Origin of the sequence: Micromonospora sp. HM5-17 (genome assembly GCF_003762835.1) — a bacterium.
GTDB lineage: Bacteria > Actinomycetota > Actinomycetes > Mycobacteriales > Micromonosporaceae > Plantactinospora.
Map to the genome: position 1 here is coordinate 479,642 of NZ_RJWA01000002.1, position 16,087 is coordinate 495,728.

The 16,087-nt window shown below is 71.6% G+C and carries 9 protein-coding genes; 6 read left to right on the plus strand and 3 right to left on the minus strand.

All coding sequences use genetic code 11. The features are described from left to right. The first annotated feature begins 383 nt into the window (after positions 1–383). Both EF879_RS07415 and EF879_RS07420 read left to right on the plus strand, forming a co-directional pair. Positions 384–788 carry a YciI family protein gene (locus EF879_RS07415; protein ID WP_123556128.1) on the plus strand — a complete coding sequence of 135 codons (405 nt, stop codon included), beginning with the start codon at positions 384–386 and terminating at the stop codon, positions 786–788. Then, positions 785–1,930, plus strand: a complete 1,146-nt coding sequence (locus EF879_RS07420) for an RNA polymerase sigma factor (RefSeq protein ID WP_123556130.1) — start codon at positions 785–787, stop codon at positions 1,928–1,930. Before EF879_RS07415 ends, EF879_RS07420 begins: the two co-directional genes overlap by 4 nt. 2 nt (positions 1,931–1,932) lie before the next feature. Here the strand turns inward: EF879_RS07420 and EF879_RS07425 are convergent, their stop codons facing one another. Further along, positions 1,933–2,589, minus strand: coding sequence for a DsbA family oxidoreductase (locus EF879_RS07425; protein WP_123556132.1), 657 nt, complete (start codon positions 2,587–2,589; stop codon positions 1,933–1,935). Then, positions 2,586–2,942: an antibiotic biosynthesis monooxygenase gene (locus tag EF879_RS07430; RefSeq protein ID WP_123556134.1), complete on the minus strand. Its 357-nt coding sequence runs from the start codon at positions 2,940–2,942 to the stop codon at positions 2,586–2,588. The genes EF879_RS07425 and EF879_RS07430 overlap by 4 nt, the downstream gene beginning before the upstream one ends. Before the next feature lie 141 nt (positions 2,943–3,083). Between EF879_RS07430 and EF879_RS07435 the strand changes: the two genes are divergently transcribed. Then, positions 3,084–3,566: a MarR family winged helix-turn-helix transcriptional regulator gene (locus EF879_RS07435; protein WP_123556875.1), complete on the plus strand. Its 483-nt coding sequence runs from the start codon at positions 3,084–3,086 to the stop codon at positions 3,564–3,566. A 138-nt stretch (positions 3,567–3,704) separates the two neighbouring features. Here the strand turns inward: EF879_RS07435 and EF879_RS07440 are convergent, their stop codons facing one another. Next, positions 3,705–4,685 carry a helix-turn-helix domain-containing protein gene (locus EF879_RS07440; protein WP_123556136.1) on the minus strand — a complete coding sequence of 327 codons (981 nt, stop codon included), beginning with the start codon at positions 4,683–4,685 and terminating at the stop codon, positions 3,705–3,707. Between the two features lie 400 nt (positions 4,686–5,085). On the opposite strand from EF879_RS07440, the gene EF879_RS07445 reads away from it, so the two are divergent. The 3 genes from EF879_RS07445 to EF879_RS07455 all read left to right on the plus strand — a co-directional run bounded on the left by EF879_RS07445 (position 5,086) and on the right by EF879_RS07455 (position 16,077). Next, on the plus strand, positions 5,086–5,919 hold the full coding sequence (locus tag EF879_RS07445) for an MBL fold metallo-hydrolase (RefSeq protein ID WP_233604295.1): 834 nt from the start codon (positions 5,086–5,088) through the stop codon (positions 5,917–5,919). A 415-nt stretch (positions 5,920–6,334) separates the two neighbouring features. Further along, positions 6,335–9,682: a LamG domain-containing protein gene (locus EF879_RS07450; protein WP_123556140.1), complete on the plus strand. Its 3,348-nt coding sequence runs from the start codon at positions 6,335–6,337 to the stop codon at positions 9,680–9,682. Between the two features lie 83 nt (positions 9,683–9,765). Continuing rightward, complete coding sequence (locus EF879_RS07455; protein WP_148086376.1) at positions 9,766–16,077, plus strand: RHS repeat-associated core domain-containing protein; 6,312 nt, start codon at positions 9,766–9,768, stop codon at positions 16,075–16,077. Positions 16,078–16,087 lie beyond the last annotated feature (10 nt).

Here is a 16,087-nt window from a genome sequence, read left to right on the forward strand (position 1 = left end):
GAGGATCTGGATGCCCTGGTTGCGCGTGGAGCCGTACGTGGTCGATGACGTCTGGCGCGAGGTGCACGTCCACCATGCCAGGTGGGGCCGTCCTTCCTGCCGGCCGGTGACCGGACGTTCGACCGGACGTCTGAGGAACCGGCGCGAGACGTGCCGAAGCCGGACGACCAGGGCGGCTGAGATCAGCCGGGATCCGGTTCGGTCCTTGGATCGCGTGGACCTACCGCGGGACGATGCTCCGGCAGGGCATCAGCTGCACCCACCACGCCGAGAACCCGGTCGCGCCGCAGTGATGTGGCGGCCATCACATCCGATGGTGTCGAGAACGCGGCGTCGGCTCCGTCCCAGGGGGCACGAGACAGGCCGAACAAAGGACAAGCACCATGAAGTACCTGCTGCTGAAGCACTACCGCGGCGCCCCGGCTCCGGTCAACGACGTGCCGATGGACCAGTGGACGCCGGACGAGGTCGACGCGCACATGCAGTACATGCGCGACTTCGCGGCCCGTCTGGAGGAGACGGGTGAATTCGTCGACGGTCAGGCGTTGGCGCCCGAGGGCGCGTTCGTGCGGTATGACGGCGAGGGGCGCCCACCGGTGACCGACGGCCCGTTCGCCGAGACCAAGGACCTCATCGCCGGGTGGATGGTGATCGACGTGGAGTCCTGGGATCGCGCGGTCGAGCTGGCCGGAGAGCTGTCCGCCGCCCCCGGTGCGGGCGGCGAGCCGATCCATGAGTGGATCGAGGTGCGGCCGTTCCTCCGCGCGTCAACCACCGTCACCGAGTGAACGAGTCGCTGCTGCGGGCGCTCGTGCCCGCGGTGATCGGTGTCCTCGTCCGGCGCGGAGCCGACTTCGCGTCGGCCGAGGACGCCGTGCAGGAAGCCCTGATCCGGGCGTTGGAGACCTGGCGGGACGATCCACCGCGGGACCCGAAGGCGTGGCTGGTCGCGGTGTCGTGGCGGAAGTTTCTCGACGCCGCCCGCGCCGAGGCGTCGCGGCGGGGGCGGGAACTCGAGGCGGCGGTCCAGCCGTCCCCCGGTCCGGTGCCGACCACGGACGACACCCTGCGGCTGTTCTTTCTGTGCGCGCACCCGGCGCTGCCACAGGCGGCGGCCGTCGCGTTGACGCTGCGTGCGGTTGGTGGGCTGACGACCCGCCAGATCGCCGAGGCCTACCTGGTACCGGAGGCAACGATGGCGCAGCGGATCAGCCGAGCCAAGCGACGGATAGCGGGGCTTTCGCTTGACCAGCCGGGTGATCTCGGCACGGTGATGCGGGTGCTGTATCTCATCTTCAACGAGGGGTACGGCGGGGATGTCGACCTGGCGACCGAGGCGATCCGCCTGACCCGCCAGCTCGTCGCCCTGATCGACGAACCCGAGGCCGCGGGGCTGCTGGCGCTGATGCTGCTGCACCATGCCCGACGTGCGTCACGCACCGGCCCGGGAGGCCGTCTGGTGCCGCTCGCCGCACAGGACCGCGGCCTGTGGGACACGCGTCTGATCGCCGAGGGAGTCGAGATCCTGCAGGCCGCGCTAACCCGCGACCGACTGGGCGAATACCAGGCGCAGGCCGCGATCGCCGCCCTGCACGCGGACGCGCGCTGCGCCGCCGAGACAGACTGGGTCCAGATCGTGGAGTGGTACGACGAGCTGCTGCGCCTCACGGGCAGCCCGGTGGTGCGGCTCAACCGCGCGGTGGCCGTCGGCGAGGCCGACGGACCGCAGGCCGGCCTGGCGGCGTTGGCCGAGGTCAGCCCCGACCTGCCCCGGTACGCCGCGGTGGCGGCGTACCTGCACGAACGCGCCGGCAATCTCGAGCTCGCCGCCGAGCGGTATGCCGAGGCTGCCCGCGCCGCCACCAGCGTGCCGGAACGCGATCACCTCACCCGGGAGGCCGCGCGGGTGCGGCACCTGCTGCGGCGGTGAGTTCACGGGCGGGTCGTCGGTGACCCCGCGGTATGGTCCAGCGCGTCCCGTAGCAGCGCCAGGAGGGTGGTGGCTGGCTGGATGCCCGGGATCGGCGGCCCGCCGTCGATGACCAGGGTCGGGACCCCGGTGACGCCCCGTTCGGCGGCGTGGCGTTCGTCGGCGCGCACCGCGTCGCCGTACGCGTCGCCGGCCAGGACCGCCCGCACCTCGGCGCGAGGCAGTCCGGCTGCCGTACCGATCGACTCCAGTACCTGCGGGTCGGCCACGTCACGCCCCTCGGTGTGGTAGGCGTGGAGCAGGCTCGCCACCAGCTCGTTGGCGTGTCCACGGGCCGTCGCCAGCTGGATCAGCCGATGGGCGTCGAAGGTGTTCACCGGGCGGGCGAGGTGCAGGTTCAGCTCCAGACCCTCCGCGGCGCCGAGGGCCCGGATGCGGGCGATCCGGGCCGGCGCGTCGCTGCCCCACCAGTCGGGATCCGCCATCTCCGCCGCGGCGGACCGGCCGGGAATCCGGCTCCGCTGCGGGTCGAGTTCAAAGCTGCGCCAACGCAGCTCCACCTGCGCGGAGCCGGGCAGCCCGGCGAGCGCCGTCATGAGACGTCGTTGGCCGATGAAGCACCACGGGCACAGCACGTCGAGGTAGCTGTCGATCCTCATGACCCGGACCTCTCCGTCGGCTCGGGACGGACCTCGCGCAACAGCCGGTATCGGGTCATCCGCGGTGTGCCGACCCCGGGCAGCGCGCGCAGCGCCCTGTCGATGTCGGCGTAGAGCCTGTCGATGTCGGGCGATTCCTCGAAGGCGCGCAGGTCCGCTTCGCGTGCCCAGTGCACGATGGCGCACACGCGCTCGCCGTCGGTACTCGCCAGGAACCGGGCGGAGCGGTAGCCCGGGTGGTGGCGGACCCACCGCTCCTGGATCTCCGCGAACGTCGCCACGATCTTCTCTTGCGTCGTCGGATCACCGGCCGGGTAGTCGATGATCGAGTAGAAGCCGGTCTCGGTCGTCACGGGAGCTCCGGGCTGGGTCGGCGGGACAGCCCCGCACGGCGCGGAACGGGAACCGACAGACGATTGAGATGAGAACTATTCACTCGTGAACCGTATCGCGCGGTCGTTCACCGGTCAACAGGTGCTGTGTACGCTCGGGCCGTGACGACAGGGCGGCCCAGGGCAACGGAGGATCAGCTGGCCGCGTGGCGCACGCTGTGGCGGGCCGACTCGCTCCTCTTCGCCCACCTCAACAACCTGCTTCGGGCGAACGCCGGGATGACCTACTTCGAGCACGAGGTCCTCTCCGTGCTGGACCGCGTCGGCGGGCGGCTCCGGATGGCGCCGCTCGCGGAGGAACTGATGATCTCCCGAAGCGGTGCCACCCGACTCGTCACCAAGATGGAGATTAAGGACGGCTGGGTCGCCCGTACCGCCTCCCCGACCGACCGGCGGGCCACCTGGGCCGAGCTCACCCCGGCCGGTCGGGAGGCCCTCACCCGTGCCCGTCCGGTCGTCGACACGGTCGTCTCGACTTTCTTCGCCGACCACCTGAGCCCTGGCGAGCTGCGTGGCGTCGTTCAGGCGCTCAACCGCCTCATCGAGGCCAACCCCGGCAAGCCCGACGTCGAGTGTGGCCTGTAGCGAGACGGAGCCCGATACCAGGCGCGTACGGCCCGGACGGGGGAGCATCGCCGCGGCACCGGTCGAGCGTCGAGGCGCGCGCGGCGTCGTCAACCGCCCCTGACCGGTGGATCCGCCCGGCCCGCCGTGCGGGAGGGCTCACCTGCTGCGCCGCGCGGCTGCGCGCGAGCGGTACCTGGCCCGGTAGGCCTGGGGCGAGATGCCCAGTTCCCGGCGGAAGGTCTGTCGGAGGTTGGCGGCGGAGCCGATGCCGGTACGCTGGGCGACCCTGTCGATCGGTTCGTCGCTGACCTCCAGGAGCCGCTGCGCGGCGAGCACCCGTTCCCGGGTGAGCCATCGGTGTGGACTCATGCCGGTGAGTCGGTGGAAGTGGCGGGCCAGGGTACGGGGGCTCATGTGCACGCGCGCCCCGAGCGCGCTCAGCGACCACCGCTGGTCCAGGTGCTGCCGCATCCAGTCGAGCAGCTCCGGCAGGGGGTCGTCCGGATCGGGGCTGAGGGGGACGTCGACGAACTGGGCCTGTCCGCCGCTCCGGTAGCCGGCGAGTACCAGCCGGCGGGCGATCGCGGCGGCGGCATCGGCGCCGAAGTCCGTCCGCACGATGTGCAGCGCCAGGTCGATGCCGGCCGACATGCCCGCCGAGGTGAGGACGCCACGGTCATCGACGAACAGGGCACGCGGGTCCACCGTGGCGGTCGGGAAGAGCGAGGCGAGCAGCGGAGCCGTCGACCAGTGCGTCGTCGCGCGGCGGTGGTCGAGGAGGCCGGCGTGGCCGAGGATGAAGGCGCCCGTGCAGATCGACATGATCCGCGCCCCTCGGTGGCGGGCGCGCCGCAGCGCGGTCAGCAGCGCCCGGGGCGGGACCTCCTGCTCCCGCGTCCAACCGGGGACGACCACCAGGTCCGCGGTCTCCGCCTCGTCGAGCCCGTACGCCGCGTGCACGGTGACCCCACCACCGAGCTCGACCTGCCCCGGGGTGACCGCGCAGGTCCTGGTCCGGTACCAGGTGCCGAATCGTGGGGAGTAGTCCACGCCGAAGATCTCGTACACGGTCACGAAGTCGAAGCTGCCCGCGCCGGAATAGGCCAGCATGGCCACCCTGGGCCCGTCGAGCGGCATGTCCCACCTCCTGCACCCGGGCGTGTCCGGCAACGACGAGCGGCCCCGGCCCGGGGCCGAGCATCGGGAACGACTGCGCGGAACCCATGGTAGGGAGCCCCGACCGTCGGAGCGGCGATGCGGTTCGGACACATCTCGGCATGATCAGGTCAACCGCTCCCCGACGGCGGCACCGCGGCGCGCGTCCGGCCCTACCGTGAGGCCGGGCTCAGCCCGGACACCGGCCGGTCAGCCAGGCCGGTGCACGATACGACGGAAGGTAGTCACAGTGGGTGACATATCCAACACATTCGGACGACGAACCTTTCTGCTCGCTGCCGGGGTGGTGGGGGTTGTTGGTGCCGTGGGGGTCGAGTCACGGGCCGGCGCCACTCCGTCTCGCGGGCGGCGGCAGACGGCAGTGTCGCGCTCCGTCGGCGGGTTCGTGGTCACGCCGTTGCTCGACGCCGCGGGGCCGTTCTTCGCCGACCGTCAGGTGGCCTTCCCCGAGGCGACCGAGGCCGACTGGGCCCGCGCCCGCCGCGTCGACCCGGGCGCGTTCGGGCCCGGTCAGACCTGGCAACTCGACTTCCGGTGCTTCGTGGTGCGCGGGCCGCGCGACCGACTGATGCTGGTCGACACCGGCGTGGGGCCGGAGGGCAGCCCCGCCGCGGCCTGGGCGCCGACCCCGGGTCGCCTCCCGGCCGAACTCGACCAGGCCGGCATCGACCCGGCGGACGTCGACACCGTGGTGTTGACCCACCTGCACGAGGATCATTACGGCTGGTCGGTTCGTCCAGACGGTACGCCGATGTTCCCCAACGCCCGCTACGTCGTCCAGCGGCGGGAGATCGCGGCGCTCGAGGAGGGTGACTCGGCCCTCGGCTACATCGTCGACCCGCTGCGTGCGGCCGGGCTGCTGCACGAGGTCGACGGCATCACCCGTCTCGCCACCGCCCCGGGACGATCCGGCGGTGTGATCCGGGTCGTCCCCACGCCCGGACACACCCCGGGTCACCAGTCGGTCGTCGTCGAGAACCGCGCCCGGCAGGTCATCGTCACCGGCGACGTCCTGGTGCACGCGGTCCAGTTGGTCGACCCCGAGGTGAGCTACCGGTTCGAGGCCGATGCCGAGCTCGCCCGCCAGACCCGCCGCCGGCTTCTCGCCGAGGCCAAGAGTCGGCGGACCGTGCTGGCCACCGCCCACCTGACCCGGCCCTGGGTGGAACTCGGCGGCTCGCTACCCCGCCCGTAGGGCGTCGGCGAAGCCCGCGCGCGGCGCGACCCGGCACGGGGCGGGTCGCGCCCACGGGGCCGCCGGCGTACCGCGGCACGGTGCGGCCCGCCACCGCCGGCGGCACCCTGGGACGGCCCTGGGCTGGCAGGATGCCGCCGGCTCGTGCCGCCGGGCGTATCCGGACAACGACGCCAGCGACAGACGCACCTCGACGGCCGGGCGGGGCTGCGGAGGCTCGCGGACCAACCGGTGCCGGACCGCCCCGCCCCGGCACGCGCCCGTCGGCCGGCGCGGAGCGCTGGCCGTGCCGCCGGCGACCGCACGGCGGTTGGTCGGTACCGAATGTGCGATCCGTATGCGGTCGCTCCCGATCATCGATATCGAGCGGCGGTAATGGGGCCGGCAGTCGGGGTTGGCTGGTGGGAGGTGCCGGATGGACGGCGTCGGACGAGCGGTCGCGGTCGTACTGGCGGGCTGCCTTGGGCTGGCCATCGGCGTGAGTGGACCGGCCCCGGCGCGGGCCGACCGGCGGACGCCGGCCGCGCCGGCTGCCGTGGGGGTAGGGGAGGCCCGGGACGAGGCGACGGCGCTGGCGGCGGCGCGGCGTTCCGGGCGAAGTGTCGAGGTGGCCGGTCTGCGGACCGAGACCAGGTCCGTCTTCGCGAACCCGTCCGGGACGCTGACGTTGCAGGAGCACGCGCGACCCGTACGGGTCCGGGACGGCACCGGGTGGCGGCCCGCCGACCCGACGTTGCACCGGAACGCGGACGGCAGCGTGACCCCAGGTGCGACCCAGGTGGGGCTCGTCCTCTCCGGCGGCGGCACCGGTCCCCTGCTCCGCGTCTCGTACGCCGACAGTTCGCTCACGCTCACCTGGCCCGGCCGGCTTCCGGCGCCGGTGTTGGGCGGGGCCACCGCCACCTACCCCGAGGTGCTGCCCGGCGTCGACCTGCGACTGACCGCCGACGTGACCGGCTACCAGCAGGAGCTGGTGATCCGGGACCGGGAGGCGGCGCGCAACCCGGCAGTGCGCGACCTCCGCCTCGGCCTGGTCACCCACGGCGCCTCGGTGCGGGTCGACGAGGCCGGCAACCTGAGCGTGCTCGACCGTCGGGGCGCCACCGTGCTGCACGGTCCCGCGCCGCGCATGTGGGACTCCAGCCCGGGCGAGGCGCGGCAGGCCCGGGCACGGGTGTCGGCGAGCGGCGGCGCGCTCACCATCGTGCCGGACCTGTCGCTGCTCACCAATCCGGCGACGAGGTATCCCGTCGTCGTCGAGCCGTACCTGTACCACCCGGCGACGACGGCCGCCTGGGCGCACGTCAGCAAGCACTTCTCCACGACGTCGTACTACAACTCGAAGAGTGAGGCGAAGGTCGGCTACTACAACGACCGGTACGCCTCACCGACCTCCGACACGTACCGGGCGTTCTTCCGGATGGAGACCGCGCCGCTGAACGGCAAGCAGATCTTCCGCGCCACGTTCTCCCCGTACGAGATCTACTCGTACTCGTGCCAGGCGCGGGCCGTGGAGCTGTGGCTGACCAGCGGCATCAGCAGCAGCACCACCTGGGCGAAGCAGCCGACGTGGGTACGTCGGCTCGACGCGGTCACGGCCGCCAAGGGATGGGGCCCGAACTGTCCCGCCGGCCCGCTGGAGTTCGACGCGACCAGCGCGGTGGTGGAGGCGGCGGCGAACAACTGGTCGTCCACGACGCTCGGGTTGCGGGCGACGAACGAGTCCGACACCCACGGCTGGAAGAAGTTCCGGAACAACCCCACCCTCACCGTCGAGTACAACTCGGTGCCGCAGGTGCCGACGGCGCTGCGGGTCTCGCCGGCGTACGTGTGCACGCCCGACCCGGCGAGCGCGCCGGCGGTCTCCAGTCTCGCGCCCCGGTTGATCGCCACCCTGGCCGATCCGGACAGCGCGGTGCAGAGCGTCCGGGCCCGGTTCGAGCTAGCCGAGGGCGGCGTGCCGATCTGGAGCCACGAGACCGAGTTCAAGCAGGCGTCCAGCTTCTCCGCGTCCGTTCCGCCGCTCACCGACGGACAGACGTACGCCTTCCGGGTCCAGGCGGACGACGGCATCGCGGCGAGCGACTGGACGGACTGGTGTTACTTCACGGTGGACAGCACGGCACCGAGTCTGGTGCCCGGGGTCAGCTCGACGGACTACCCGGAGGCCGACCCGGTCGATCCGGTGCGGGCGGGCGGGGTCGGCAAGCCGGGCACGTTCCGGTTCACCCCGAACGGTATCGCCGACGTCGCCGCGTACCAGTACGACATCGACAATCCGGAACCGGCACAGCGGGTGGCCGCCACCGGCACCGACCGCAGCGCCACGGTCTCCATCACCCCCGGCCCGTCGCCGAGCCCGCTGCGGACGCTGTACGTGCGCAGCGTCGACTCGGCGGGCAACCAGAGCGCGGTCCGGGCGTACGACTTCTACCTCGCGCCGACCGCCGGCCCCGCCGCGGTGTACCGCCTGGACGAGGGGAGCGGCACGGTGGCCGCCGACGACAGCGGGAACGGGCGTACCGCCACGCTGACCGGTGGCGGGTGGGCCGAGGGTCGGTTGGGCGCCGGGGCGACCGCGGACGGTACGCCACTGGACGACAAGGCACTCACGCTCAGTGGGAGCGGGCAGTATGCGGCCACCGCCGGCCCGGTCATCCGTACCGACAGCAGCTTCACCGTCGCCGCCTGGGTGCGCCTGCGGTCCGGCACGGCGAACGCGACCGCGCTGACCCAGGCGGGCGCGGTGAACGGCGGCTTCCAGCTCTACTACTCCACCTCGTTCGGCTGGGTCTTCAACCGGCACGTCACGGATGCCGACGGCACCGCGATCGTCCGGGCGACGGCACCGGACCCGCCACAGCTCAACCGGTGGACCCACCTTGCCGGCGTGTACGACCTCTCCGCGCGGCAGCTCCGGCTCTACGTCAACGGGGCGCTCGCCGGCACGGCCTCGTTCCCGGACCCGCCCTGGCATGCCTCCGGTGCGTTGCAGATCGGCCGGCTGAAGTATGAGGGGACGTTCCGCGAGTACTGGCCGGGCGAGATCGACGATGTCCGGGTGTACGACCGGGTCGTCTATCCGGCCGAGATCGCGGAGTTCGCCAACCGGCCCGCCGTCCTGGTCGGGCACTGGGCGATGGACGAGGGCAGCGGCGTCACCGTGGCCGACGCCTCCGGACGGGACCACCCGCTCACCGCCGCCGGCGGTGTCACCTGGGCCGCAGACCGGTTCGACGTGCCCGGGGCGGCCGTGGAGACGGACGGTACGACCGGCCGACTCACCACGTCGACCAGCGTGGCCACCACCGACCGCAGCTACAGCGTCAGCGCGTGGGTGAAGTTGGCCTCGGCGCCGAGCACCTACGCGACCATCCTCGCCCAGGACGGCACCTACCACTCGGGTCTCTACCTGCAGTACTCGGCGGCGACCCGGAAGTTCGTCCTCTCCGTCTCCAGCAAGGACGGCAGCGGCGAGGGCGCCAGCCGGGCGTTCGCCCGCTCCGAGGCGGTGGTCGGGCGGTGGACCCATCTCGTCGGGGTCTACGACGCGGCCGCCCAGCAGATCCGGCTCTACGTCGACGGCGAGTTCGCCTCGTCTGCGCCGTACACCACGGCGTGGCAGGCCGACGGGCCGGTGCAGGTCGGTCGGTCCCGCTACGCCGGCGCATACAACAACTACTGGCCCGGCTCCATCGACGAGGTACGCGTCTACCAGGGCGTGCTGAGCCAGGCCGAGATCGACAACCTAGCGTTTTCCTAGCTCACGGCGTCCGCCACCGCACCGACCCGTGACTCACAGGCCCCCCGCGACCGCGAGGAACGTGACCCCTGGGGAGGGTACCGATGCGCAATCTCGACAGACGATGGCGACGATGGACCGGCTACTCGACCGCGGCGGTGATGGCCGTGTCGCTGGCGAGCGTGCCCAGCCGGGCCGACGCGGACCCGGGCCCGCGCTGGGCCGCGCTGCCCAAGGACGAAACGGTGACGGGTGCTCCCGCCCGGATGGAGCCGTTGCCTACGGACTCGGCCGCCACGGTGCGGGCGCTGGCGGAGCCGACCTGGCCGGCGGCGGGGTCGGCGTCGGTCGACCTGGCCACGGTGGGCGCCGGAGCCAGGGGCGTTGCCGCGGCGCGGGCCGGGAAGCTGCCGGTCTGGGTGGCACCGACCGCCCAGGTCGCGGCCGGCAGGGCGGCCGGCCCGGCCCGGGTACGGGTGGAGGTGTTGGACCGCGCGGCGACCGAGCGGGCCGGCGTGCCGGGCGTGCTGATCCGGCTGGCCGCCGAGTCGGACACGGCCACCGAGAAGGCGGCGGCCAAGGCGGACGTGCGGGCGGTGACGAGTCGGGCGGCGGTGTCGGTCGACTACGGGGCGTTCGCGGGTGCGTTCGGCGGTGACTGGACGACCCGGCTGCGGTTCGTCCCGGTGCCGGAGTGCGCGCTGTCGACGCCGGATCGGCCGGAGTGCTGGCCGGGGGACCCGGTGCTGACCCGCAACGACACCACCACGAAGCGGGTCACCGCCGAGCTGGACACCGCCACCGGGCTGTACGCGCTCTTCGCGGGGGTGTCCGGCAGCGGCGGTGACTACAGCGCGACGTCGTTGGCGCCGTCGTCGACCTGGCAGGTGAGCCCGCAGACCGGCGACTTCACCTGGCAGTACGAGCTGGACACGCCGCCGGGGCTGAACGGCCCGGAGCCGCAGGTGGCGATCGGCTACTCCTCGGGCTCGGTGGACGGCCGGATCGCCTCCACCAACAACCAGACGTCGTGGGTGGGTGAGGGGTTCGACCTCGCCCCGGGCGGGTTCATCGAGCGGCGCTACAAGCCCTGCGCCGACGACGGCTCGGCCGGCTCCCCGAAGCGCGGCGACCTGTGTTTCGCGTACGACAACGCGACGATGTCGCTGAACGGGGCGGCGACCGAGCTGCTCTACGACGACGAGACCAAGACCTGGCAACCGAAGAACGACGACGGCACCCGGATCGAGCGGCTGACCGGCGCGGTCAACGGCGACAAGGAGGAGGGCGAGTACTGGCGGGTCACCACGATCGACGGCACCCAGTACTACTTCGGGCTCAACCGGCTGCCGACCTGGAAGAGCGGCGACCCGGAGACGAACTCGACCTGGACGGTGCCGGTCTACGGCAACAACTCGGGCGAGCCGTGCTACAAGGCGAGCTTCGCCGACGCGTGGTGCCAGCAGGCGTGGCGGTGGAACCTCGACTACGTCGTGGACCCGCGGGGCAACGCGATGGCCTACTTCTACGCCAAGGAGACCAACTACTACGCCCGGAACCGGAGCACCGCCACCCAGTACGTCCGGGGCGGCTACCTCACGGAGATCCGGTACGGCCTGCGGAAGGAGACGCCGTACGCGACCGCGCCGGTGAGGGTGGTCTTCGGGGTGTCGGAGCGGTGTCTGCCCAGCGGCACGATCACCTGTTCGGACGCGCAGTTCACCACGGCGAACGCCCGGTACTGGCCGGACACCCCGGTCGACCAGAACTGCAAGTCGGGGCAGTCGTGCAGCACGAACATCGCCCCGTCGTTCTGGACCCGCAAGCGGCTGACCTCGGTGACCACCCAGGTGCTGCGCGGTAGCGCGTACTCGGACGTGGACGTGTGGACGCTGCGGCACACGTTCCCGGCGTCGGATTCCGGCACCCCGGCGCTGTGGCTGGCCGGGATCACGCACGAGGGCCGGGTCGGTGGCACCCTGGCCCAGCCGGAGATCGAGTTCCAGTCGGTGCAGATGCCGAACCGGGTGGACGGCCAGGAGAACATCCCGCCGATGGTGAAGCGCCGGGTGCGGACGATCGTCACCGAGTCCGGAGGCACGATCACCGTCACCTACTCGGACCTCGACTGCGCGGTGGGCGCGTTGCCGGTGCCGGACAGCAACACCCGACGGTGTTTCCCGACCATCTGGCAGGCGGAGGGCGAGACCAAGCCGAAGGAGGACTGGTTCCACAAGTACGTCACCACCCAGGTGGTGGAGGACAGCCGGATCGCGGGCGAGGCCAACGAGGTCACCAGCTACGAGTACGTCGGCGGCGCTGCGTGGCACTTCGCCGACGACGACGGCCTGGTGAAGGAGAAGGAGAAGACCTGGTCGCAGTGGCGCGGCTACGAGCGGGTACGGGTTCGGCAGGGTACGGCGACGGAGTTGCCGTCGGAGACGGAGTACCTGTACCTGCGCGGCATGAACGGCGACAAGCAGTCCTCCGGTACGCCGCGACAGGTCAGCGTCACCCCGTCCGAGGGACCGCCGGTCCCCGACGATCCACATCTGCAGGGCTTCCTGCTCGAGGAGATCGAGCGGTCCGGTCCGGGCGGCGCGGAGATCTCTAGCAAGATCAACGACCCGTGGGTCGCGGGTCCCACCGCGGTCCGGGAGCGGCCGTGGGGGGTGACCCGGGCGTACACGGTGAACGTGGCTCGGGTCCGGACCCGGGTGCCGCTGGCCTCGGGCGGATACCGGCGTACCGAGACGGCGACGACCTACACCGCCGAGGGGCTGCCGGCCGAGGTCGACGACGCCGGGGACACCGCGGTGACCGGCGACGAGAAGTGCACCCGGCACAGCTACGCCCGCGCCGAGTCGGAGTGGATGCTGTCCTACCCGAGCCGGGTGACGACGGTGGCCGCGCCGTGTACGACCCCGCTCCGTACCCTCGCGGCCGAGGACATCATCTCCGACGAGCAGACCAGCTACGACGGCCAGGCCGCGGGCGCGCCCCCGACGAAGGGGCTGCCGACCCTGACCGAGGAGATGACCGCCACGGGCGGCTTCCGGACCACGGCCCGGAACGTGTACGACATCTACGGCCGGGTGGTGGAGTCGTACGACACGCTGAACAACAAGACCACCACCGTGTACACGCCGGCCACCGGCGGGCCGTTGACGAAGAAGACGGTGACCAACCCGCTCGGGCACGTCGAGACCACCGAGTACGACCCGGCGTGGGGTGAGGAGCTGGTCACGGTCGACGAGGGCGGCAAGCGCACCGAGTTCGCGTACGACCCGCTCGGCCGGCTGAGCAAGGTCTGGCTGCCGGGCCGGTCGCGTAACCAGACGCCGAGCGAGGAGTACAGCTACGAGATCACCAAGGACAAGCCGTCGGTGGTCGTGACCCGGCAGCTCGGCAACGACGGGAGCAGCTACAGCACCAGCTACGAGATCTTCGACGCGCTGCTGCGCCCCCGGCAGACCCAGACCCCGGCCCCGGGCGGGGGACGGGTGCTGACCGACGTGTACCACGACACGCGCGGCATGGTGGTGAAGCAGAACCAGCCGTACTACTACGACGCGCAACCGCCCAGCGGTGACCTGGTGGTCGTGCCGGACGCGCAGATCCCTGCCCAGGTCGCCTTCCTCTACGACGGTGCCGGACGGGAGACCGCGGAGATCTTCAAGGTCCGGGGTGTGGAGAAGTGGCGCACCACCACCACGTACGGCGGTGACCGGGTGACCGTGGACCCGCCGCAGGGGGAGACCGCGACCACCACGATCCTGGATGCCGCCGGCGCCACGGTGGAACTGTGGCAGTACCACGGCGACAGCCCCACCGGCCCGTACGACGTGACCAGGTACAGCCACACCAAGGACGGTGAGCTGGCCACGGTCACCGACTCGATGAACAACGTCCGCCGCCACCACTACGACCTCCGCGGCCGACTGGTCGCGGTGGACGACCCGGACGCCGGAAGGATCACCTACCGGTACGACGACGAGGACCGGCTCGTCTCCAGCACCGACGCCCGTGGGCGCACCCTGAGCTACACCTACGACGCCCTGGACCGGATCACCGCCACCTACGAGGGCACCACCAAGCTGACCGAGTACACCTACGACACCCTCGTCAAGGGTGAACTCACCAGCAAGACCCGGTACGTGGACGGGAACGCGTACACGGTCACGGTCACCGGGTACGACGAGGCCGACCATCCGACCGGCATCCGGTACACGATCCCGGCGTCGGAGGGTGCGCTCGCCGGGACGTACGAGTTCCGGACGACGTACCACCTGGACGGGTCGGTCGCGACCAGCACCCATCCGGCCGTCGGTGGTCTGCCCGCCGAGACGGTCCGGTACGGCTACGACGCGCTCGGGATGCCCACCACCCTGACCGGCCTCACCTCCTACGTCACCGAGAGCCTCTACTCGAAGCTCGGCGAGGAGATCCGGCACGTGTACTCCACCGGCGGCAAGTCGGTGGTACGCACCTACGAGTACGAGGACGGCACCCGCCGGCTCAAGCGGGTCATCACCGAACGTGACGGTACGCCGCAGCGGGTCTCCGACGTCAGCTACGACTACGACCCGGCCGGCAACATCCTGCGGATCAGCGACGCCCCACCGGAGCAGGCCGCCGACACGCAGTGCTTCCAGTACGACCATCTTCGGCGGATGACCGAGGCGTGGACCCCGCGGGACGGCAACTGCGCGGCCACCCGGTCGGTGGCGGCGCTCGGCGGACCGGCCCCGTACTGGTACTCCTACAGCTACGACAAGGTCGGCAACCGGACGAAGGAGGTCCGGCACGCCCTGGGCGGGGACACCACCCGCACCTACACCACCCCGGCCGCCGGTACCGCCCAGCCGCACACCCTCACCTCGGTGAGCACCAGCGGCCCGGACGGCACCCGGACCGACACCTACGCCTACGACGCCTCCGGCAACACCATCAAGCGGGTGGTCAACGGGGTGACGCAGGAGCTGGAGTGGACGGTCGAGGGTCACCTCGCCAAGGTCACCGAGGGCACCAAGGTGACCAGCTACGTCTACGACGCGGACGGTGAGCGCCTCATCCGTCGTGCCCCGGACAGCACCACGCTCTACCTGGGCGGGACCGAGCTGACGCTGAAGAACGGCCAGGTCAGCGGTCTTCGGTACTACAGCCACGGCGGTGACGTGGTCGCGGTGCGGACCCCCGCCGGGGTCCGGTTCCTGTTCAGCGACCACCACGGCACCGACGAGCTGAGCATCGACGCGACCACCATGGCGGTGACGCAGCGGCGCTTCGACCCGTTCGGTGCGCCACGCGGGCCGCAACCGGCGGACTGGACCGGTGACCGGGCGTTCGTCGGCGGCACGCACGACCCGTCCACCGGGCTGATCCACCTCGGCGCCCGCGAGTACGACCCGCTCATCGGCCGGTTCATCAGCCTCGACCCGATCATCGACGTCGAGGACCCGCAGCAGATGCACGGTTACGCGTACGCGAACAACAGCCCGGAGACGTTCTCCGACCCGGACGGCAAGTGGTCGTTCTGCGGCTGGTGCAAGCGGGCCTGGTCCGCCGCCAAGCGGGCCGCCGCGGCCGCGTACGCCCGGTGGAAGGCATGGATGGCCTGGAAGGCGTGGAAGGCCCGGGTCGAGGCCGCCCGCCGCTGGGCCAAGCAGAAGGCCGAGGCGGCGAAGCGGGCCGCCAAGAAGGCCAAGCAGCTCGCCCGCAAGGTGGTCCGCAAGGCGAAGCACGCCGCCCGCAAGGCGTACCACGCGGCGAAGAAACAGGTGAAGAAGCACGTCCGTGCCTTCAAGAACGTCGCCAAACGCGCCGCCAAGGCGGCGACCAGAGCCGCCAAGAAGGCCGGGAGAGCGGTGACCAAGGCCGCCAAGTGGGTCGACAAACACGTCGACTGGGGCAAGGTGTGGACCGTCACCAAGGTCGCGTTGGCCGTGGTCGCGATGTTCAGCTGCACCATCTGTGCCATCGCCGCCTACGCCACGATGGCGATCAGCGCCATCGAGGCCGCCAACAGCGTCCGCACCGGCGACTACGCCGGGGCCGCGATGGCCATGGTGCCCGGCGGTGCCGCCGGCCGCGGCGCGCGGTTCGCGGTGAACTCCGCCGGAGAGGTCACGGACTTCGGCGCGGCCGCGGCGAAACTGTGGGGTAGGCAGGTCCCGTCGGGATGGATGCCCAGGGTCGCCAACAACGGAAAGGGTGTGGTCTTCCAGCGCTCCGGTGCGCAGGGCAACGCCGACATGATCCGGGTCATGGACCCGACGCCGATGTACCCGCAGGGCTACGTCCGGATCCACAACTCGCACGGCCAGCCGGTCGACGTGAATGGGAAGCCGGGGTCGAAGGCGGCGACCCACATACCATTGGGTGGATCGGACCCGTGGAACTGGTGGCCGAGTTAGGGCGGGATCG

Coding starts and splice junctions, on each gene's coding strand:
- EF879_RS07440 (WP_123556136.1), bottom strand. CDS start 4,685: ATGCCGCTCGACGGGCCCAGGGTGGCCATGCTGGCCTATTCCGGCGCG.
- EF879_RS07425 (WP_123556132.1), bottom strand. CDS start 2,589: ATGAGGATCGACAGCTACCTCGACGTGCTGTGCCCGTGGTGCTTCATC.
- EF879_RS07450 (WP_123556140.1), top strand. CDS start 6,335: ATGGACGGCGTCGGACGAGCGGTCGCGGTCGTACTGGCGGGCTGCCTT.
- EF879_RS07415 (WP_123556128.1), top strand. CDS start 384: ATGAAGTACCTGCTGCTGAAGCACTACCGCGGCGCCCCGGCTCCGGTC.
- EF879_RS07455 (WP_148086376.1), top strand. CDS start 9,766: ATGCGCAATCTCGACAGACGATGGCGACGATGGACCGGCTACTCGACC.